The 20,320-nt window shown below is 46.2% G+C and carries 22 protein-coding genes; 15 read left to right on the forward strand and 7 right to left on the reverse strand.

Annotation, left to right across the window (positions count from 1 at the left end; genetic code table 11):
* Window positions 1-45 precede the first annotated feature (45 nt).
* Complete coding sequence (locus ACX9NY_RS24570; protein WP_339238741.1) at window positions 46-1,503, forward strand: carboxylesterase/lipase family protein; 1,458 nt, start codon at window positions 46-48, stop codon at window positions 1,501-1,503.
* 120 nt (window positions 1,504-1,623) lie between these two features.
* Here the strand turns inward: ACX9NY_RS24570 and ACX9NY_RS24575 are convergent, their stop codons facing one another.
* Complete coding sequence (locus ACX9NY_RS24575; protein ID WP_339238740.1) at window positions 1,624-2,775, reverse strand: VanZ family protein; 1,152 nt, start codon at window positions 2,773-2,775, stop codon at window positions 1,624-1,626.
* Window positions 2,776-3,018: 243 nt separating this feature from the next.
* Between ACX9NY_RS24575 and ACX9NY_RS24580 the strand changes: the two genes are divergently transcribed.
* From ACX9NY_RS24580 to ACX9NY_RS24605, 6 genes are all read left to right on the forward strand, one after another.
* Window positions 3,019-3,360, forward strand: a complete 342-nt coding sequence (locus ACX9NY_RS24580) for a zinc ribbon domain-containing protein YjdM (protein WP_339238739.1) — start codon at window positions 3,019-3,021, stop codon at window positions 3,358-3,360.
* Window positions 3,361-3,504: 144 nt separating this feature from the next.
* Window positions 3,505-3,744, forward strand: coding sequence for a class I SAM-dependent methyltransferase (locus ACX9NY_RS24585; RefSeq protein ID WP_472475618.1), 240 nt, complete (start codon window positions 3,505-3,507; stop codon window positions 3,742-3,744).
* A gap of 15 nt (window positions 3,745-3,759) precedes the next feature.
* Entirely contained in the window at window positions 3,760-4,317 is a 558-nt protein-coding gene (locus tag ACX9NY_RS24590; protein WP_472475620.1) for a class I SAM-dependent methyltransferase, read from the forward strand.
* A gap of 109 nt (window positions 4,318-4,426) precedes the next feature.
* Window positions 4,427-4,684, forward strand: a complete 258-nt coding sequence (locus ACX9NY_RS24595) for a hypothetical protein (protein ID WP_339238737.1) — start codon at window positions 4,427-4,429, stop codon at window positions 4,682-4,684.
* Window positions 4,681-5,067 (forward strand): retropepsin-like aspartic protease, encoded by a 387-nt coding sequence (locus ACX9NY_RS24600; protein ID WP_472475622.1) that lies wholly within the window; start codon window positions 4,681-4,683, stop codon window positions 5,065-5,067. The genes ACX9NY_RS24595 and ACX9NY_RS24600 overlap by 4 nt, the downstream gene beginning before the upstream one ends.
* A gap of 154 nt (window positions 5,068-5,221) precedes the next feature.
* Window positions 5,222-6,274 (forward strand): LLM class flavin-dependent oxidoreductase, encoded by a 1,053-nt coding sequence (locus ACX9NY_RS24605; protein WP_472475624.1) that lies wholly within the window; start codon window positions 5,222-5,224, stop codon window positions 6,272-6,274.
* A 139-nt stretch (window positions 6,275-6,413) separates the two neighbouring features.
* Here ACX9NY_RS24605 and ACX9NY_RS24610 read toward each other — a convergent pair whose 3' ends face one another.
* Window positions 6,414-7,073, reverse strand: a complete 660-nt coding sequence (locus ACX9NY_RS24610) for a TetR/AcrR family transcriptional regulator (RefSeq protein ID WP_339257949.1) — start codon at window positions 7,071-7,073, stop codon at window positions 6,414-6,416.
* 297 nt (window positions 7,074-7,370) lie between these two features.
* Between ACX9NY_RS24610 and ACX9NY_RS24615 the strand changes: the two genes are divergently transcribed.
* Window positions 7,371-8,186 (forward strand): SDR family NAD(P)-dependent oxidoreductase, encoded by an 816-nt coding sequence (locus tag ACX9NY_RS24615; protein WP_339257948.1) that lies wholly within the window; start codon window positions 7,371-7,373, stop codon window positions 8,184-8,186.
* Window positions 8,187-8,319: 133 nt separating this feature from the next.
* On the opposite strand, the gene ACX9NY_RS24620 is transcribed toward ACX9NY_RS24615, so the two are convergent.
* Window positions 8,320-9,621, reverse strand: a complete 1,302-nt coding sequence (locus tag ACX9NY_RS24620; RefSeq protein ID WP_339257947.1) for a VWA domain-containing protein — start codon at window positions 9,619-9,621, stop codon at window positions 8,320-8,322.
* A 139-nt stretch (window positions 9,622-9,760) separates the two neighbouring features.
* On the reverse strand, window positions 9,761-10,225 hold the full coding sequence (locus tag ACX9NY_RS24625; protein WP_047840920.1) for a DUF4385 domain-containing protein: 465 nt from the start codon (window positions 10,223-10,225) through the stop codon (window positions 9,761-9,763).
* Between the two features lie 96 nt (window positions 10,226-10,321).
* Here ACX9NY_RS24625 and ACX9NY_RS24630 point away from each other — a divergent pair, with 96 nt between their 5' ends.
* From ACX9NY_RS24630 to ACX9NY_RS24645, 4 genes are all read left to right on the forward strand, one after another.
* On the forward strand, window positions 10,322-10,789 hold the full coding sequence (locus tag ACX9NY_RS24630) for a YfbM family protein (RefSeq protein WP_339238728.1): 468 nt from the start codon (window positions 10,322-10,324) through the stop codon (window positions 10,787-10,789).
* A gap of 133 nt (window positions 10,790-10,922) precedes the next feature.
* On the forward strand, window positions 10,923-11,051 hold the full coding sequence (locus tag ACX9NY_RS24635; RefSeq protein ID WP_339238727.1) for a hypothetical protein: 129 nt from the start codon (window positions 10,923-10,925) through the stop codon (window positions 11,049-11,051).
* Window positions 11,052-11,258: 207 nt separating this feature from the next.
* A complete protein-coding gene (locus tag ACX9NY_RS24640) occupies window positions 11,259-12,767 on the forward strand; it encodes a copper amine oxidase N-terminal domain-containing protein (protein ID WP_472475627.1) in 1,509 nt (502 codons plus the stop codon).
* A 228-nt stretch (window positions 12,768-12,995) separates the two neighbouring features.
* Entirely contained in the window at window positions 12,996-13,784 is a 789-nt protein-coding gene (locus tag ACX9NY_RS24645) for a glucose 1-dehydrogenase (protein ID WP_339238724.1), read from the forward strand.
* A gap of 177 nt (window positions 13,785-13,961) precedes the next feature.
* On the opposite strand, the gene ACX9NY_RS24650 is transcribed toward ACX9NY_RS24645, so the two are convergent.
* The 3 genes from ACX9NY_RS24650 to pdxR are packed head-to-tail and all read right to left on the reverse strand — an operon-like array spanning window position 13,962 to window position 16,801.
* Window positions 13,962-14,420, reverse strand: coding sequence for a GNAT family N-acetyltransferase (locus tag ACX9NY_RS24650; RefSeq protein ID WP_472475629.1), 459 nt, complete (start codon window positions 14,418-14,420; stop codon window positions 13,962-13,964).
* Window positions 14,417-15,337, reverse strand: coding sequence for a D-alanine--D-alanine ligase (locus tag ACX9NY_RS24655; protein ID WP_339238722.1), 921 nt, complete (start codon window positions 15,335-15,337; stop codon window positions 14,417-14,419). The genes ACX9NY_RS24650 and ACX9NY_RS24655 overlap by 4 nt, the downstream gene beginning before the upstream one ends.
* A gap of 12 nt (window positions 15,338-15,349) precedes the next feature.
* Window positions 15,350-16,801, reverse strand: coding sequence for a MocR-like pyridoxine biosynthesis transcription factor PdxR (pdxR, locus tag ACX9NY_RS24660; RefSeq protein WP_472475631.1), 1,452 nt, complete (start codon window positions 16,799-16,801; stop codon window positions 15,350-15,352).
* A 669-nt stretch (window positions 16,802-17,470) separates the two neighbouring features.
* Between pdxR and ACX9NY_RS24665 the strand changes: the two genes are divergently transcribed.
* The 3 genes from ACX9NY_RS24665 to ACX9NY_RS24675 all read left to right on the forward strand — a co-directional run bounded on the left by ACX9NY_RS24665 (window position 17,471) and on the right by ACX9NY_RS24675 (window position 20,301).
* The gene (locus tag ACX9NY_RS24665) at window positions 17,471-17,827 is read left to right on the forward strand and encodes a nucleotide excision repair endonuclease (RefSeq protein WP_253441952.1); all 357 of its coding nucleotides are present in this window, start codon (window positions 17,471-17,473) and stop codon (window positions 17,825-17,827) included.
* Window positions 17,828-18,034: 207 nt separating this feature from the next.
* Complete coding sequence (locus tag ACX9NY_RS24670; RefSeq protein WP_342573506.1) at window positions 18,035-18,781, forward strand: Bax inhibitor-1/YccA family protein; 747 nt, start codon at window positions 18,035-18,037, stop codon at window positions 18,779-18,781.
* A gap of 305 nt (window positions 18,782-19,086) precedes the next feature.
* The gene (locus tag ACX9NY_RS24675) at window positions 19,087-20,301 is read left to right on the forward strand and encodes an ABC transporter substrate-binding protein (RefSeq protein ID WP_472475633.1); all 1,215 of its coding nucleotides are present in this window, start codon (window positions 19,087-19,089) and stop codon (window positions 20,299-20,301) included.
* Window positions 20,302-20,320: the final 19 nt, after the last annotated feature.

The raw sequence follows: 20,320 nt of genomic DNA on the forward strand, positions 1-20,320 counted from the left end.
ATCAGCAATAGTCCAACCTATTCACGGAGAGGAAGTAGAAGCGGCATGAGAGAACTTCAGGTTCAAACGAAATATGGTACAGTTCAAGGCGAGCTTTTGCACGGTGCAAGTGTATGGAAGGGCATCCCTTATGCGAAACCCCCGGTAGGTGAGTTGCGGTTCAAGGCTCCGGTACAACCCGAGTCATGGGATGGAATCAGACAGGCTACGCAATTTGGGCCTGAGAATATACAACCTCGGAATCATCAACCTGAAGGCCTGACAGAACTACCGAATGAGTCAGAAGATAGTTTATATCTGAATATATGGGCTCCTGGGGAAAAGGCAGAACTATCATTGCCGGTCATGGTCTGGATTCACGGCGGTTCCTTCGTATCCGGTTCGGGCAGTCAACCCATGTATGATGGTACACAGTTAGCGGTACGGGGCGACGTCATCGTTGTCACGATCAATTACCGACTGGGACCTTTGGGTTTCCTCCATATGGCTCCATTAGGTGATTCATATGTATCCAATGCAGGTCTGCTGGATCAGGTGGCGGCATTACAGTGGGTGAAGGATAATATCTCTGCTTTTGGTGGTAACCCGGATCAAGTAACGGTGTTCGGCGAATCGGCAGGCAGCATGAGTATTGCGGCACTGATGGCGATGCCATCGGCCAAAGGACTTTTCCAACGTGCAATTATGGAGAGTGGTGCTTCCCAGTTCATGCCGGCAGAGCAAGCCTCAGCGTTGCGGGAAGGCATGCTGAAGATTCTTGGGGTGGACCCGGATCATCTGCAGAAGTTAAGTACAATCCCTGTAGAGCAGATTATTGCAGCCGGTGAAAAGGTCAAACAGCAGAGCGGGGCAGGTCTGGCCTTATTGTTCCAACCTGTCTTGGACGGGGAGACTCTTCCGCAAGTGCCACTACAGGCGGTGAGCGAAGGCTCGGCACAGGACATTCCTGTGCTGATTGGTACGACATTGCACGAGGGTGCACTGTTCATCCAGCCGCATGTGCCGTATTCAAAAGAGATCGATATGGTGCAGGGCGTAGACTTTATGACGCCAGATCTGGAGAACCGGGCAGCCATCGCGGACAGTTATCCCAAAACAGCTGATGGACAAGCTCAGGTCATGACCGATATGTTCTTCTGGCGTTCAGCGCTACAGTACGCTGGTGCACAGCAGAAGTATGCCCCGGTGTGGATGTATCGATTTGATTGGGTCATGCCGGAACATCCCTTGTTAAAAAGAGCGATTCACAGCATAGAAATGTTCTTTGTGTTTAATACACTGCATGTCCTCAAATTCATGAATGCGGAGCCGGATGAAGCTGCGGCGGCACTTGCCCTCAAGGTACAGGATGCCTGGATTTCCTTTGCCAAGAACGGCAAACCTGAAGTTGCTGGTGTAAGCTGGCCTGAATACGAGCAGGATCGTGCGACACTAATCTTTAACCATGAGATTGAAGTTGTGCATGATCCGGATGCAGCCAAGCGAGAGCTGTTGGGTTTATAATTCAGACCAAAGAGGAGTTCATTCTCAGAATGAACGTCCTCTTTTATTAATTAATTCGGCTGAAGAAGCAGAACGTGAGAAGAGATTCAAGGAAAATCATGCATGGTTATATTCCAAACATTATTTACGAGAGGCCTGCGTGTTGGACACCTCATCGAAGTAGAAGGAACGTTTCCCACGGGAGAAGAGCACGATCAAGACATGAACAAAGAGCACCGCGTAGACCAACATATAGACACCGACTGTTCCGAGGGAAAGCCATATTTGATAAGGCCGGAGCATGACATCCTCATTACTGGTGAAGGCATAATCATTGACCCAGCGGATGATTGTAATCACGAACCAAGGCGTGTAAAGTGCGAGCAGTCTTTTAAATAATGATTCCATGGTCGGTGAACCACTCTGGCGATTCACATAACGGAAGCGCAGAATAGCTGAGCCTGGTGTTATTCCGTTTCGTACCCATGGAATAAAGAACAGTACAATGACCATTGCAATGGATGTATTCAATGCTCCTTGAATTACATCGGACGGGGTGAAGATGGACAACACATTGCTAATCAGCACGACTACCGCACCATCGATAAGCAATGCAAGCAGTTGTGGTACGGGATACACGCGATTTTGCTCCACAATCTGCTCGCTCTTTGCCTGAATGCTTGCACGCGATGGGAATAAAGCAAGCAGGATGGGCGCTGTGAAGAATCCAATGACCGTTCCTGAAGTATTCAATAACAGATCATCTACATCGAAGAGACGGTAAGGGCAATTATAATACCCGTAGAATCCGGTGATCTGGGTGATCTCGAAAAATAAGGAAAGCCCGAAGCCACCAAGCAGGGCATACGTCCAGAACGATCTCTTTTGAAAGAAATAACGGATATATACACCCAGCGGCATAAGGAGCAGGACGTTAAATAGAACTTGCAAAAAGGCTCTGCCCTGAATCATACCCATATAGCTGGATGGCTGAGACCATACAATGGGTGTTTCTTTCATGATGTCTTTGACAAAAGTGAATGGAACCAAATTGTAGTAGATCGTGTCAGCGGCTTGCTGCGCACAGGTATCTCGCGTAGTGGGGAACGGGAGAATAACGAGGCAATAGGCGGCCAGGATATAAAAGATAAAGGAAAAGCTGATGCCAAACCGCGACCAGCTGAAGAAGCCGTCTTTGCGATAACCATAGATCAGCCACGGCACCAGCAAGAACATGGCCGCAACAACAAAGATGAAAAAAGCCGTTTGCACCGGAAAAACATAGGGAGACATGAGTAGGCACTCCTTTGGTATGTGGTATCAAATATAGTAACTCTCATAGAGAAATAGATAGGATTTAAGTATGTGTAGAGAATATCTGATAGTTACATCATAAGTTGTTACCCTTAAAGTGAGGGATGCATGAACCTTAAATTTGGTTTAAATTCATTCATGCAGTGATCAACCATATGGAACATACCGCCGAAATCCCGTATACTTGCTGGATAGCCGATCGTAGAATGGAGAGTAATACATATGTCTAATTTGCCTAACTGCCCGAAATGTAATTCGGAGTACACGTACGAGGATGGTAACCTGCTGGTATGCCCGGAGTGTGCACATGAATGGTCTTTGGAAGCAGACAATGAGAACGCAGAGGATGCGAAAGTAATCCGTGATGCCAACGGAAATGTGCTGAATGATGGTGATACTGTTACGGTTATTAAAGATCTGAAGGTTAAAGGTAGCTCGCTTGTAGTCAAGCAGGGCACGAAGGTGAAGAATATCCGCCTGATTGATGGGGACCATGATATTGATTGCAAGATCGACAGCTTCGGTGCGATGAAGTTGAAGTCCGAGTTTGTGAAGAAAATATAAGATTGAGAAACGTTCAGTTCTGCATACATTGGGAATTGAACGTTTTTTGGTTGACAGGAAATATTTAGCAGATATATACTGGTTGGAATTTAATTTTTGAATATGGTTGAGTGCTCTACATATAAAAAGGCAGGTGTCAGAGCGATGAAGAGAGATCACATTATTGAATATTATTCGAGGTTTGATGAGTGGGGGAGACTGGAGCGGGAACCGATTGAGTTCATCATTAACATGCATTACATCAAGGAGTGTCTCCCCGCTACCGGTCATATTCTGGATAATGGCGCTGGACCGGGAAAATATGCCATGGAACTGGCGAGACTGGGGTACCAGGTCACTTTATCGGATCTGACACCGTCCTCCGTGGATACTGCACGGCAATAGGCTCAGGAGTTCGGTTTGACACAGCAATTCGATGGATTCCATGTTCTTGATGCCACTTCGCTCTCCGGTATGGCTGACGAGACGTATGATGCTTCCCTTATGCTGGGGCCGTTATATCATCTGCAGACAGAGGAGGAGCGAACGGCCGCTGTACGGGAGTTGTATCGGGTAACCAAGCGAGGAGGCGTGGTATTTGTAGCGATGCAAAGCCGTATGCGCATGAGTATCAATTCGCTGCAATCCCCGCAGCATTGGAAACCGAATGATAACATGGCAGCAATTCGTTCTTTTGTGGAAAAGGGTATATTCGATCATCAGGATCAAGGACGATTTACGGGGGCATATTATTTTAATATTCAGGACGTTACGCCCTTCATGGAGCAACAAGGATTTGAAACTGTTGATTTCATTGGTTCATCCAGCCTTAGAGCCATGCTTACGGACGAGCAGCAACAACACTGGAAAGAACGTGGCGAGTATGATGAACTTATTCAATATATGATTGAAGCCGCCAAAGACCCTTCCATTTTGGGTATCTCGTCTCACCTGTTGTACATTGGAAGGAAGAAATAATGGATTTACCAGAAATGATCTAAAAAAGTATCTAATTTAGAATGTCATCCCGTGGAATGCTGTTTGCACATGATATAATATTTGTATCTAATGTTCTGGAGGTGTCACTATGCAATGGAAGGAAGTTCAGGAGCGATTCCCTAATGAATGGGTCGTTTTTGAGGCAACCAAGGCGTACTCTAGTGAAGGCCAGCGTTACATTGAAGAGATGGCAGTGATTGATTCATTTGATGATTCTACAGAGGCATTAAAACGTTATGGTGAATTACATCAGGAAGATCCCAGACGGGAATACTGCTTTTTTCACACTTCACGTCCAAAGGTTATTGCAAGAGAACGATATATTGGCATAAGAGGCCTCCGATGAAAATTTCAGAGATTTACGGTCTACCCTTTATAAGTATAGAACTTAAGTTTAGAGGAGAAGTACTTCATTTAGAAAGGGTCCTTTTGGATACCGGGTCAGCAAGTACGTTGTTAAATGCAGATACAGTTCGAGAAGTAGGGATGGTTCCTGAAGAGGATGATCTCGTTGATATTATTAGAGGCGTAGGAGGTATAGAGTATGTTTATACCAAGTCTCTGGATTCTATAACTGTGGATGGAACAACGCTCAATAACTTTCAGATTGAAATAGGAAATATGGATTATGGCTTGGAGATTGACGGAATTTTGGGATTCAATTTCATGCGACAGGCCGGTGTTGTAATTAATGCCAATTTCATGGAACTTAGTATAGACAAGCCATAATTATAGAAAATAAGCATAAAAGTACCCCCTGGAAACAAGGGGTACTTGTGTTTTTTATCAAAATAGTTCAATATTAAGATACATAACAAAAGGTGATCTACTTACAATAGGTTAGATGAACGACGGATCGCTTCATACCAAGGAGGAACAGACAATGGAAATCGGAATTAGTACATTTGTGGAGACGAATCCGGATGTAAAAACAGGAGAGCTAATCAGTCATGCGCAGCGTATTCGCGATGTCGTTGAGGAGATTGTTTTGGCAGATGAGGTGGGTCTGGATGTATACGGCGTGGGAGAACATCATCGTGTTGACTATGCGGCTTCATCACCAGCTGTCATTCTGGCGGCGGCAGCTTCACAGACCAAGAATATTCGCCTGACGAGTGCCGTAACGGTGCTGTCATCGCATGATCCGGTACGGGTATATCAGGATTTTGCGACACTGGATGGCATTTCGAACGGTCGTGCAGAGATTATGGCAGGGCGGGGATCATTTATCGAATCGTTCCCACTGTTCGGCTATGATTTGAATGATTATGATGAACTATTCGACGAGAAACTGGATTTGCTGCTCAAGCTGCGTGATTCGGAAAAAGTAACCTGGCAAGGCAAACACCGTCCTTCCTTTAACAATCTGGGCATCTACCCGCGCCCGGTACAGGAAAAACTTCCGGTATGGATCGGCAGTGGTGGTAATCAGGAATCGGTTGTTCGTGCAGGACTGCTTGGTTTGCCACTGGTGCTTGCCATTATTGGTGGCCGTCCGGTGCAATTCGCACCACTGGTGGAGCTGTACAAAAAAGCAGCTGCTCACGCGGGACATGATGCTTCCAAGCTGACAGTCGCTTCTCACTCTCACGGCTTCATTGCCGATACAACAGACGAAGCGGTGGAGAAATTCTTCCCGCCAGCTCAAGCGGTCATGAACATGTTGGGCCGTGAACGTGGCTGGGGACATTACAGCCGTGCGACATTTGATGCGGCGCGCAGCCTTGAAGGTGCATTGTATGTAGGTGATGTGGATACGGTAGCTCAGAAGATTATCTATCTACGTAAAGAAGTCGGAATTACCCGCTTCATGTTGCACACCCCTCTCGGCACCATGCCGCATAACGAGGTGATGAGAGCGATCGAATTGCTCGGTAAAGAAGTCGCTCCAATTGTGCGCAAGGAAATTGCACGTTGGGAAGCGGAGAACCAGTAAACACGTTCATCGACTGAAAGTTGATACAGTTATAGACTGAGTGAACCAAATAAAGGAGCACGTCCTCGGCGGATTAAGCCATTGGACCTGCTCCTTTTTCATTTGTTTGCCGAAACGCTATAAAGTACAGATTACATGCTTATTCACTCGCAGATGTACTGACAAGGGAGTGGATTACCATGGACACCGTATGATCATAGAGCGTTTTGGCAGCTTCCTCGCTCTCAATATGGCCTCCCAGGTACAGATGAATAACACCGTGTAAGGGAGCCCAGATCATTCGTACCGCAAGCATGGGATCTTGCACCTGAAGCATTCCCTGTTCAATGGCTACCTCTACCAAGGCAGATACTTGCTTCAGTGCAGTCGCTGTTCCCTGCAAATTCTCTCCATCCGGTTTGAATTCGGAAAAAGACCCTCCAAACATCAGCTGATAGAAGCTGGATTGTGAAATGCCGAAGTCCCAGTAGACGTGGGCCAGATCCCGGAAATATTGTTCGAACGATTCATGCCGGGGCATAGCTTCAAACCGCTGGGCCATGAGAGAGCAACCCTCTAAATATAAATGCTTGGCTAACCCTTCTTTTTTGCCAAAAAGGTTATATATGATTTTGGTGGAGCACTCCATGCGTTCAGCTACACGGCGTACCGTGACGGCTTCCGGTCCATGCTCTTGCAGTAAAGCAGCAGCAGCATGCACAATATTTTGCCGCAGATTATCCGAGTGCTGGAGTCTGGCTTCCTGAAAAGTTGTTACCGTATGTGCAGATTCCGTGGAACCCGAATTAAGATCCTTCATTGATTTTCATCCTCATAACCGTATTGTTGTTGTTTTTGTATAGAAAAACTTCAGCTTAAATGCGGTGTGTCTTCTATGAAAGTACGTCGATATATTTTTTTCTTATGGTCATTCTACTGTTTTACGTCGGATAACGTCAATTTAATCCGAATCCAGTAAGGAGGCGCACCGCTCAAGATCCAATTTTAACAAATGTATTTGACAGTGTCATGAATTTCGATTACGATGATTCCATTAGGAAACGTTGTTTCCATATGAAAACAAATGTTTCAATCATGTGTAGAGGGTGGATGAGAGATGTTAAAGGATCAACAACAATGGGCACTTATTACAGGCGCATCATCAGGTATTGGGGAAGTTTTTGCACTTGAAATGGCTTCCAAGGGTAGAAATATTGTGCTTGTGGCCAGAACAGAGACCAAACTGATTCAATTGGCACAACGAATAGAGCGTATATATCAAGTAAAGGCGGAGGTGATCGTATCGGATTTGTCGCAAGTTGATGCACCTCAGAGCGTATATGAGGAATGTCAGAATCGGGGCATACACATCGATATATTGATTAACAATGCTGGATTCGCTACCCATGGATGTTTTGAACAGGTGGATGGTTCAAGGCAACAGGACGAGATTATGTTAAACGTGTTGGCCGTGACCAATATGACACATCTTTTCCTGCCAGGCATGTTGCAGAAGCGAGAGGGTGCTGTCATTAATGTCTCGTCGACGGCTGCCTTTCAACCTGATCCGTATATGGCTGTGTATGGAGCGACAAAGGCATTTGTACTTTCTTTTACCGAGGCGTTATACGAAGAAAACAGGAAGCGTGGCGTTCAGTTCTTAGCGCTATGTCCTGGCTCAACCGAGACTTCATTCTTTGATATCGTGGGTGCGGAAGAAGCTTCTGTGGGCAAGCGTGATACACCTGAGCATGTCGTAGCCGTGGCCATGAGGGCACTGGAATCAGGCAAACCCTACGCTGTGCCGGGGTCCGGTAATTATTGGACAGCGCAGTTCACTCGTCTCGTGCCACGCAAGTTGATGTTGCGAATTGTGGGAGGTATGCTTCGTCCGCGTTCCAAGGGTGGTAAACCAGAAAAAGCGAAAGCCTGAGAATGATAAGTGGTGAGTAGTTCGAAAGTGGTAAAGTAAAAAGAAAAACGCTGTCAGCGAGGTATTCACTGGCAACGTTTTTCATGAATTGGAGTTCGTTCATCTTAATATCGTGGATGATGTGATCGGAAGTTTATGTCAGAATCCCTTTGGCCCGAGCTTCTTTGATCCAGCCTGGAAATTCATTCAGAAGCCGATCATATAGCTCTTCATCACTGATCTTGGAGAAATCGTCCAAGGCAAAAAAGTCGGCGTTATCTATGAAGCGTCCAGGCATGTCATCCAATTTTTCCAATACTCCATAATAGGACCGTCCCAGGCCAACAAACTGCCAGAACAGGTTTTTGTGCGAGCTTTCGGTAATAAGCTGTGTGATTTTGCTTTCTTTATCCACACCTCCATCGCTGAAAAAGATAATGTAGGTTGGGATATGTGCATTAGGCTCTTCCACCGTATACTTACGAATAACATCTTCCATTACCTTGGGTTCATTGTTTCCGAAGCCCCTACGTCCGAGAACATACGTGCGAACAATGTAATCCTTGTAATCTTTGGCTGTTACACTTGGCGCACGCATAAAATCATCCGCAAAGAACCAGACATCCAACTCGCCATTGTCGTCAAACGCTGCCGCAACGGCGAGTATACGTTCAAAGGCTTCTTGCACAATGCCACTGCGGTATAGATTGAACATGGAACCGGATGCATCGAAAACAACGGCTACACGTGCCTGTAAAGGATCAACTTTTTTCTTTTCCAGAGATAAGGTGACTTTACGTTCAAGCAGATCTATTTTGGTCAATTTCAGTGGTTTAGTTTTTTTCTTTTTTGCAGGACTAGGAGGTTTCACCGGCTCGGCCATTGGTACCTGTGACTCTTGGGAAGCGGCAACTTCAGACTTGGCTTCGCTCGGACTTTCAATTTCAACACCAAACGACTCGGCAAGAGGCTGCAAACCTCCAAAGAAACCGCGTCCGATGGCGCGAACTTTGAACCCGTCCTGATGCTTATAAATTTCAATGAAAATAAGTGCTGTTTCTGACGTAGCTTGCGTAATCTCGTATGTAATTTGTTGTGAACCTGCTCTTACAATGGCTTGGCATTTCTGAACATCTGCAAACGTACCTACGGAGTCAATCGTAGCGGTGAAGACGCATTTTTCTACAGGAGCCTGTCGTAATTTACGGGTATCTAGCACAAAGGATGACTTGAGATCCTCGGCATGTTGGAGAACAACGCTGCGGTGGGGATCAACATTCTGATTATAAAATACAAAATAATCGTCCGAGGGAACTTGTCCCCTGTCGTTGACCATAAAACAGCTTGCATCGAGAGCAGAAGGTGCTGAAGCACTTTGAATCGTTACGTGAATCTGGCCTGACTCATGAATCGTGGTATTTTGGCCGGTGCTTAAATGAATGATGGGATCTGTCATATTCCGATTGCCTCTTTTCTTCAAACTCATTAATGGTACTACATAGTAACAAGTTAGATTTTGATACATATGTTTCCATAAGTCAACGAGCAGATGACAGATCCAATCAGTGAGACTATATTACGGTTCCCCCGTTTTTCTACGCCTCATCAGACTCATACTTTTCCCGATGCTCCTTCTTCATCTTCACATAGTCTGGGTCCGTTTTCGCAATCTCCCATTGGGCTTTGAATATGGCTGCGGCTTCTGCCTTCACCTTATCATTCTGATAGGGCAAGATTGAGCCATCCTCCTTCGAATATTTGCGTCCGCCTTTGTGATTCGTATACCGTCTGGCCCGTGTATAGCCCATCTGGAGAAATTTGCGAGCCATATCCATACCCACGAAATCCCCTTTTTTCTTATACTCCAAAAATAGCTCATAGATTTTCTCCGATGACTCTGTCGCAATCTCGGGTGTTTTGAATCGCCAGTGTGGAAGAATCTCGCCCTTGTATGGCTCAACCATGAGAACACCCTGCTCTCCCCGGCCTACGGTGTATAGCTCAGGATGTTTGCGCAGATCCAACTCATCATAATTGAGACTGTAGTCAAATTTTTTCATGTATACGACCTCCTTGATAGGAATTACCCCGATTCTGAACCAACAAGCACGGTTAATGGGGAACATTAGAATCAATTACACAGGAGGGATAACGGTATGGGAATGTCCGGAAGATATCTTGTGGTAACGAAAGAGCTAGTTGAATCCATCAAGTCAGGGGAGATCAGTGTCCATGATTGTGCAGTTGATCTGGATATCGATAAAACCTGGCAGATGATCCAATTCACGCTGAACGGCAATCTGGTAGATGGGAAGCCACCCCTGGGCTATGTAGTGCCTCTCGCAGGTGAGCAATACTTGGGAAACTATTCGGATATGGATCTGTTCTTACTCAGTAATGAGCAGGTGCTGGAGGCTTACATGGCGTTGGAGCAGCTCACACCGGATGAATTAAAGCAGCGGTATAGTCTGGAACAGATGATCACTGAGGGCGTCTATCCAGTCATGGAAGATTGGGATGCGGAAGAGACATTTCAGGAGATTGTCCAGACGGTGGATGATATCCAGGCCTTGTTTCAGGCAACGGCTGCAAGTGGAAACGGAATCGTGTTTTATGTTTTCTAAACGGGCACTGAAATGATGGGAAATGGTTGTCCGTCGCGGAGACAGGTTTGAACTGTGCCTATTCGGGTTATTGATAGACACAAGGCTCATGCCTTGCTGACATGACAATCTGGTAGAAGAGAGGGAATGCGATATGACACAGGATCAGAACGAAGAGAATAAAGCGATTCAAGAGGACGAGCCCGATCAATTCGAGACTCCCGCAACTGTGAAAGATGAAGAAACGGATGAGAAACTCGCAGAAGATCAGGATCAAGAATAACTTCCAGTATTGCATAATGAAGCAGGATCTTTTATCGAAACATACGATATGTTGAAATATAGATAGACCAGAGGTCGGACATGTTCCGGCCTTTTGGTTTATTTTTTGCGTATCCGTTTACAACAATTACCTATACCTTCATAATGGAAATGAATCATATTTTTCTAAGGAGGGGATCTTATTACGAATCGGAAGTTAGTCCAATGGATGGCAGTGCCACTGGTATTATTAATGGTTGTTCTTACAGGATGTCAGGCTGTGGGTGGAGTAGACGTTGGCAAAGCAATGGCCAATGGTGCGAGTATCAAGTCCGGTGAATCCAGACAATCCATGAATATAAACATAGAACCGGCTAAGGAATTTGCGACAGAGAACGACCTTGAAATGATCGAACGTATTAATTCCATATCTCTGGATATTGATCAAGCCAAAATGAAAGATGCGAAGACAGCATCGATCAAAGGTACACTGAGCATGGAGGGAACGAAGTTACCTTTCCACCTGTCCATGAATGAGTCCCAAGTGGTGATTGATCTGGATGGAGCCCAGAAACCGCTGTACATATCTCTGGATACGTTCCAGGATGCACAAGCTCTTCCAATGGTGGATACGAAGGCTCTGGAGAAACAACTCGAGGAAATCTCACCGAAACTGTTCTCTTTTGTCCTGAAACATCTGTCCAATCCGAAGAATATCTCTGTAACACCGGTACAGGAATCCGTGAATGGCGAAACACTTAGCCTCTCCAAGCTGCACCTGGAGATCAGTGGTGAAGAGATGCTTGCCATGGTTAAACCGTTCCTGACGAGTGTCTCGAAGGATGAGCAAGGGCTGAAAGACCTGATTGGAGATCTGTACGATGTGTTCTATCCTGTACTGGAAGCTGTGAACGAGGTTGAAGGCGGGGGAGATGAAACGCTGAATTCGATCGTTCCTGAATCGAAAGATGAAGCCGTTGCTTCACTATATGCCATAATCAAAGTAGGACTGGACAGCATGCTGGTCAATTATGATCAGGAGCTGAACAACCTGTTGAATGAGACTCCAGAATTCAAAACGGTATTTGGTACAGAAACCAAACTGAAATTGGACTTCTATCTCGACAGCAAGCTGGATATCCGCAAGCAAAACTTTGAACTGAAGGTAGCGCTACCGGCCTCCGAAGATCTGCCAGTGAACGCTGTAACCGTGAGCGGAAACAGTGAACAGTGGAATATCGGTGGAACGGTTGCAGTGGATGAAGTGGATGTATCGGGCGGCGTTATGGATCTGATGAAGGATGATATTACACCTGGAAAGATGCTGCGCAATTTTGATTCCAATTCACTTGCATATCAATTGCTCAAAGATGAAGCTGGGATCACGAATAAAAGTGTAGTACTCTTCCCGGATGATGAATACGCCGGGGCGATCACCGTTAAGAATACAACATTTGTTCCGCTTCGCTACGTATCTGAAGAATTGGATGCTGAAGTGAAATGGACCAAAGGTTCGAACCGAATTGTTGTCATTGACGACATCACGGGTGATGAGATTGTCCTGACCGTAGGTTCCAAGAAGGCAACCGTTGCTGGTAAAGAAGTAACCATGGTGGAATCCGCTTATGTAGGCAAGGACGGCAAAACATATGTGCCGCTGCGCTTTATGGCTGAATCCCTTGGAGCTACTGTAGATAAGGAACAAGAAACAGGCTGGATTTACATTGACCGTCCTTAAATTTTTATGACTAACAAAAACGATGAATTAATTCTATGGGGAGTGCTTCTTTTGGAGGCGCTCCTCTTTGTTGTGCTATCTCAGGCCAGATGAATGACTGGATGGGTATAGAAGCATACTAATCCGGTTGAATTTTTGGTTGTAAGAGATCCCCGTTTGATTAGAGCAAATGATGAAATGGGTAATTATGTGTTGAAGATGTCAAAAACAGCAAAGGGAGGTCTATGGATGATGTCTGAACGATTTGCAGGTAAAGTAGTCCTGATTACAGGTGGTGGTTCGGGTCTTGGCCGATCAGCTGCGGTGGAAGTCGCGCGTGAAGGGGCAAAACTTGCCCTGGTGGATGTGAACATGAAGGCGCTGGAAGAGACCAAGCGTGTGATATCAGAAGAGGTAAAGCATGCCGAGTTCCTGCTAATTGAAGGTGACGTAGCCGACGAAGAAGCAGTGAAGAAGTATGTTAGTGATACGGTAAATGCGTTTGGACGTATCGATGCATTTTTCAACAATGCAGGCATTGAAGGCAAGCAAAACCTGATCGAGAACTACGAGACAGAGATGTTCAATAAAGTCATCGACATCAACCTGAAAGGTGTATTTTACGGGTTAAAGCACGTCTTGCCTGTAATGAAAAAACAGGGTGAAGGCTACATTGTGAACACGTCCTCTGTCGGTGGCATTCGTGCTGTGCCAAACCAGATCGCCTACGGGGCGAGTAAACATGCCGTTGCTGGCATGACCAAAGATGCGGCGATTGAATACGCTGAGCACGGAATCAGTATCAATGCGGTAGCACCTGGAGCCATTCTGACAGATATGGTCATCGGTTCGTTCAAACAGATCAATCCGAATGACTGGCAGTCTGCATCCAGAGAGTTCGTGAAGGACAATCCGGCGAAGCGCTTGGGTGAACCGAAAGAAGTGGGACGCCTCGTTGCCTTCCTGCTGTCCGGCGAAGCACCGTTTATTAACGGAGCCATTATACCAATCGATGGTGCACAGTCAGCCAAATATTGATCCCAGATATGTTACGGTACTGATTCGACCTGAAAATTCAACATAGAATAACCAATAGATTACCTGGAGAATCATTCCTTCCACCATGTACCTCGGATACGAAAGAACGCCCTTAACTGGCCAATGTGCTGAATGGGGCGTTCTTTTTCGTGCATCCAGATAGCGTATATCCGCAGGTTAAGTGTGTTGTAAGGTCTGAGGCTTCTTGCTAAACCCGGTGCTTCCGGCTGTAAAGCCCATCTGACGATAGAATTGATGTGCAGCTTCACGTTCCGGGCGATTGGCACTGTTCAGAGACAGGGAGTCCACGTTATGCGTGGCTGCCCATTGCTCAGCTTCAAGAATGAGCTGACGGCCGATGCCAGAACCTCTGAACTGGTCATGTACAACCAAGGCCAAGATACGGCAGTGTCTTCCGTTCTTCTCATATAGATAAGACGTCTGTAATCCGATCAGTCCAACTACGCGTCCGCGTACCTCAGCTACCAGTGTCGTAAAGTTTGCGTCCGCAGAGATATGAATATAACGCTCTTCCATCTCGGCGTAAGTGGTGGGGTAACCGAGTTGGTCCATCAGAATGACCATATCTTGCAGATCGGTAGGGGAGCTGTGTCTAATCGTCACATCCAGGCTCATAATGTTGTATCCTCCTTGGGTCTTTCCTTCAATGAAAGTTCAATAATGGTATCCAGTAGTTCTGCAAAAGAAATGCCTGCAGCAGCTGCACTTTTGGGCAGCAGACTGTTACGAGTAAGTCCCGGCAGCGTGTTCACTTCAAGCACATAAGGCATGCCTTCCCGAATCATCATATCCACGCGAGCGTAGACGCTGCATTTTAGCACCTGATAACAGGCCAGGGCCGTGGCTTCGACGCGATGGTGAAGGTCCACAGGCAATTGCACAACCTGCTCATCGGCCCCATTGTCATCGTATTTGGAAGAATAGTCGAAAAACGCAGCGTTCGAACGAATGGAGATCACCGGCAGCATCTTACCATCCAGAATGGCACAGGTGATTTCCTCACCCTCGATATACTGTTCAATCATGACCGTGTCATCCCAGGCGAGGGCAGCCTCTACAGCAGCAGGCAGGGCGGAAGCTTCCTTCACCACTTGGGTACCAATGCTGGAACCGCCTGAATTCGGTTTGACCACCACGGGGTACGTTAATTGTTGAACAGCAATAGAGGCCAGCTCCTCCATATGACTCACTCGCAACCATTCACCGGTAAGCACACCTGCATGCTGCATGAGCTGTTTGGACATGTCTTTATCCATGCATACACTGCTTGCAAGCACACCACAGCCTGTGTAGGGAATACCTAGGGATTCCAGTGTGCCTTGAACCGTACCGTCTTCGCCGTATTTGCCATGCAGGGCAAGCAGTGCCACATCGATTCCCGCTGACTTGTCGATCAGATCGCGCTTGGAATTCAGTTCAATGGGCACAACCTCGTATTTGTCTCTATTCAGATTGGCAATCATCTCCTGTCCGGTGAGCAGTGAAATATCCCGCTCTGAAGATGTACCGCCCATAATTACGCCAACTTTCATGTGAAATCCTCCTTATCTCATTTGAGCTGCTGTCTCGCCAATGATGCGAATGCCTTTACGTATATGCTCATCGCTCACTCTGGAGAAACCCAGACGCATCGTGTTCACACCCTGACCGGGCTCCAGATAAAAGGTATCCCCTGGTGTGAACGTTACACCTTTCACTTTACAAGCCTCTAGCAGTTCACGGGTTCTGTATTCGGACGGGAACTGCACGAACAGATGCAGACCACCCGCACCGGAAATCCGGCACATTGGCAGATGTTGCTTCAGGCAACGCACAACCAATTCATATTTTCGCTTATACTCCGTGCGGGCTCGCTTCAAATATTTCTCGAAATTGCCGTTGCTCAGATATTGATACAATAACGATTGGTCCAGTGTGGAGGTATGGATGCTGCGTGCCCGTTTCATACTCTCCAGATAATCAATCAGCGCCGTATCAGCAATAACCCAACCCACCCGCAGACCTGGGAACAGGACTTTGGAGAAGCTGCCCAGATAAACCAGTCCATTGCCCTTGCCCATGCTGGCGATCAAGGGAGATACGTGGGAACCGGAATAGCGCAATTCTTCGTTGAATCCATCCTCAATGATGGGAACCTGATACTTGTTCATCAACCGGATGATCTCTACCCGTTTCGCAGGAGACGTCACAATCCCGGTTGGATTGTGGTAGGAGGGCACGAGATACGCCAGATCATATGGACTTTCCTCAAGTTCATGTTCCAGCTGCTTCAAGTCCAGGCCATCCGGCTCCATATTGACACCGGTTAGGTGGAACTGGTGCAGCTTCAGGTTTTTGATTGCCGTGTGGTGCGTGGGATTCTCACAGAGCGCTTTTCCGCTTTTTTTGCGCAACGCTCCAAGCACCAGATCGAAACCTTCCGTGAATCCGTTGGTGATCAGGATGTCCTTGCCACGGAGGTTAACACCTTTGTTCTCCATATATCGTAGTAAATAGTTCATCAGCGGTCTGTATCCTTGCGCATATCCGTAATTCAGCAGTACTTCGCCTTCAAGTGACATGCGATCCAGAAAAGCCCGTTTCACGTTCGGCAGATCAAATAGCTTTTCATCCGGTGCTATGCTGGTAAACGAGATCTCGCCGCGCTCTGCCCCGGAGCCATGCTTCATCAGATCGTACTGCTCTGCCTGGATGGCATACTTACTTACCTCTGTCTTCCAGTCCAGTTGCCAGCTCGCTGTGGCCTCAGGAGCCTCAATGGAAGCACTAACGTAATTGCCTTTGCCTTTGACCGCGTAGATCAGACCTTCATCTTCAAGCTCGGCATAAGCGAGCAGAACCGTGCTACGACTAACCTTCATGAGTGTACTAAGTTCACGGGTGGAGGGCAGTTTTTGTTTGGCTTGCAGGCCACCTTTGAGCATCAATCGCTTCATATAATCTTTGACTTGTATATATACAGGGCGGTCCTCCGTCAGTTGCAGATCGGAATACATCCCATCACTCCTCTACTGGTATCTTGCCATATTATAAACCCGACAGAAAGAACCACGATACCTCTGTTTCCCTGAGGAGGTGGTCGGTTATTCGCGTAAACGCAAAAAAGCCCAAGCAATATGCCGGGGCCTGTGGTGAGACTTGATCCATTTTCTATAGTACTGCTGCTATAATTCTACAGTTGCATTGCATGACTAGTCTCTCTAGGATCGATAGCTATCTGACCTTCTACGTGTGTCTATTAACTCAGTACGACTATAATTGCAGGCTTTCTAGGTGATACTTAAAATCTACAGTGAATCAAGAATCTAGGTCTTTCTACGTTTGCTTGCTGCAAGGGTCGATTAGATGATGAATCTACAATCTATAAGCTAAGGTTCTTGCTAACTGTACTCTTGTCGTGATCACGTAACAGAATTCAGCATGAAAAAGAGTTTCAATCATAGGGTACAATAGACGGAGGTAGATATAAAGACATGTGTCTCAGTGCCCAATTTCTTCCTCATACCCCTATAGTAACACTTTGAATCAGGGAAGTTAACCTTTTTTTTGAAATATTTGTCGTAATAGCGAAAATTGCGTGAATTGTACTTCTTATAGATTGAAATGGTGTCCCTTTATAATATGTGATAGGATGTAAACCTATAGATAATGAGGAAGTGAGCCTATTGATTAATATTACTGTGCCAACACCGGATGTAACCATTACGAAGCAGGTTGATCCACAGCTTAGCCACATTTATGGATTTACGGATTTTCACCTGATAACCCGGGAACTAGGCGGGATTTTCATGTTTTACAATGCCGCTGGAGAGCTGTTATTTGTCGGGAAAGCACGAAAATTAAGACCACGTATCAAAAAGCATTTTGAAGATACCGTATCACCAATGAAGAACCACCGCGAAGAAGTAACGAAGATTGAAGTGTGCGTGATTGAAGATCCGGTAGATCGTGAAATTTACGAGACGTATATCATCAACACGATGCGTGCGAAATACAATGTAGATAAAGTATTGTACAAGTAAGATGCATAAAATCTGAATTAACATGCAACGACTAGGACATATGTCCTAGTCGTTGCAACACGAGGTAAGGATGTAATCGAAGGGTTGCATCCGATCCTTTGTGGTGCCATCCCGCTCTTTCAAGGGAATAGCTTGTAGAATTTGAAACGTAGAACGCCCAAACCCAGTATCACAGATATACCAAATACATATGAAGAGGTGATTGTGTTGATCGGTCGTAGCGGTAACCCTACCCTTAAAGACAGCACGTTTGAGAACAGAGGATATGGAGAAGATCGGTATCAGAATTATATGACAATTAACGGCACGGTGAACAAAGCGTTTATTACGCTGGTGATCCTGTTGGCTAGTGCGTTTGCAACCTGGATGATGTTCTTTAACGGACAAGAAGTAATGCCGCTCGCGTATGGCGGATTGATCGTTGGTTTCATTCTGGCACTTGTGATTTCGTTCAAACCGATAACAGCACCATATCTCGTACCCGTCTATGCCGTGGCAGAAGGCCTGTTCCTGGGGGCGCTCTCCGCAACCTATGAATCCCTGTATAACGGAATTACCTTGCAGGCTGCTCTGTTGACGATGGCTGTATTCATCGCGCTGCTGATGGCATACAAAACCCGTTTGATCAAAGCTACAGAGAATTTTAAGCTTGGGGTCGTCGCTGCAACCGGCGGTATCATGATCATGTATCTGCTGAGCTTTGTACTTGGTTTCTTCGGCATTTCGATTCCTTATCTGCATGACAACAGCTTGATCGGCATCGGTATTTCGGTCGTTATTGTTATTGTGGCTGCTCTCAATCTGGTCCTTGATTTTGACTTCATCGAAGGTGGCGCTGAGCGTGGTGCGCCCAAGTATATGGAATGGTACGGTGCATTTGGATTGATGGTAACGCTGGTATGGCTGTACATTGAGATCATCCGTCTGCTTGGCAAATTGCGTAGCCGGGACTAGTCTTGCTTCAATTATGTTCGAGAAGTAAACGGAGTTTGAATTTAAAGTCAAAAAGCTAACGCGTGTTACTCACGTCGTTGGCTTTTTTTGTTTTATATGGAGGTAGTCTGAAAGCAACATGGAAAGTAGAAGGAGGACAATTATGTAGAGTCAGATGTGTACATGTTACCATATTTGGATTGACGGTCTGGAAATAGTTATGTTATTTTATTGATAATGATTATCATTTTCGTTTAGAGGTTATTAAGTTGCCTGATGTTATCATTCTCTAGCTAAAAATCAAGCAGATCGAAAGGAGTGGCCTCATGTTACTGGAAAATGATTCGCAGATTGCTGCGCACCAGCCTGTTACCGGCCGCAGTCCCAAAACGAATCTTGCCAACGTTAAAACATACATGGACAAGCATTACGACCAGCACCTATCAATTGCAGATCTTGCCTCGAAAGCGGGAATCAGTCCGAAATATTTCGTAGATCTGTTCAAGAAAACGTATGGACAAAGTGCAATGGAGTATCTTACTGATCTGCGCATTAATCGCGCCAAGCGATATCTGAAGGAATCCCGATACAAGCTTCGCGATATTGCGCTGAGGGTGGGATATAGTGATGAATACTATTTTAGCCGCAAATTTAAAAAGGAAGTCGGCGTATCTCCTTCGGATTATGCGAAAAACGCCAGAAAACGGATTGCCACCTGTTCTTCCAGTGTGATTGGGCAACTTCTGGCACTCAATGTCATTCCCGTCGCTGCACCCATCGATCCCAAGTGGACGGCGTATTATTATAATGCACATCGTACAGAGATTCAGTCCCACCTGAAATTGACGGACCCGTACACGAGCTGGCGGTTTGAGGCCAATGTGGAACGGTTGGTTCATATTCGTCCTGATGTCATTGTAGGTACAGACGAAATTAGTGAACAGGATCAGTCCCAATTGGCCGAGATTGCGCCTTGCTGTTTTGTCCCCAAACATCATTCGGATTGGCGGACACAGCTGCGCATGATTGGATTATTTCTGGAGCGGAAGGAACAGGCGGAGCAATGGATACACATGTACAACCAGCGAGCAGAAAAGGCGCGTGAATCGGTACAGCGGGAAGTGGGCCGGGAGAAAGTGATCGTTGTGCGGGTATACGGGCAAAGTCTGTACCTCTATAGCAATCCCGGTATTGAAGAAGTATTGTATGGAGCGCTGCAACTGGATACATTCTCTGATCTTAGTGCCAATGATCCGTTAACGTTGGAGCAGCTCGCCGCCATGAACCCCGATCGAATTCTCGTTATGGTGTGTCCCGAAGCAGCTTCACGGGCATACTGGCTCAGCTTGCAGCATTCGGTTACATGGCGCCAGCTTAAGGCCATTCGTCAGTATCAAGTTCATCTGATCACAGGCGACCCCTGGTTTGATTATTCGGCTGTAGGTGTGTTGCGCATGTTGGATGAAGCGCTATTGATCTTCACGGGATATTGTCCAAACATATATCTGGATAACGTCCATGGTGATTCCCGGGCGACGTGACATATAATCCTTGTATCTA

The organism is Paenibacillus sp. CB74 (assembly GCF_055687625.1).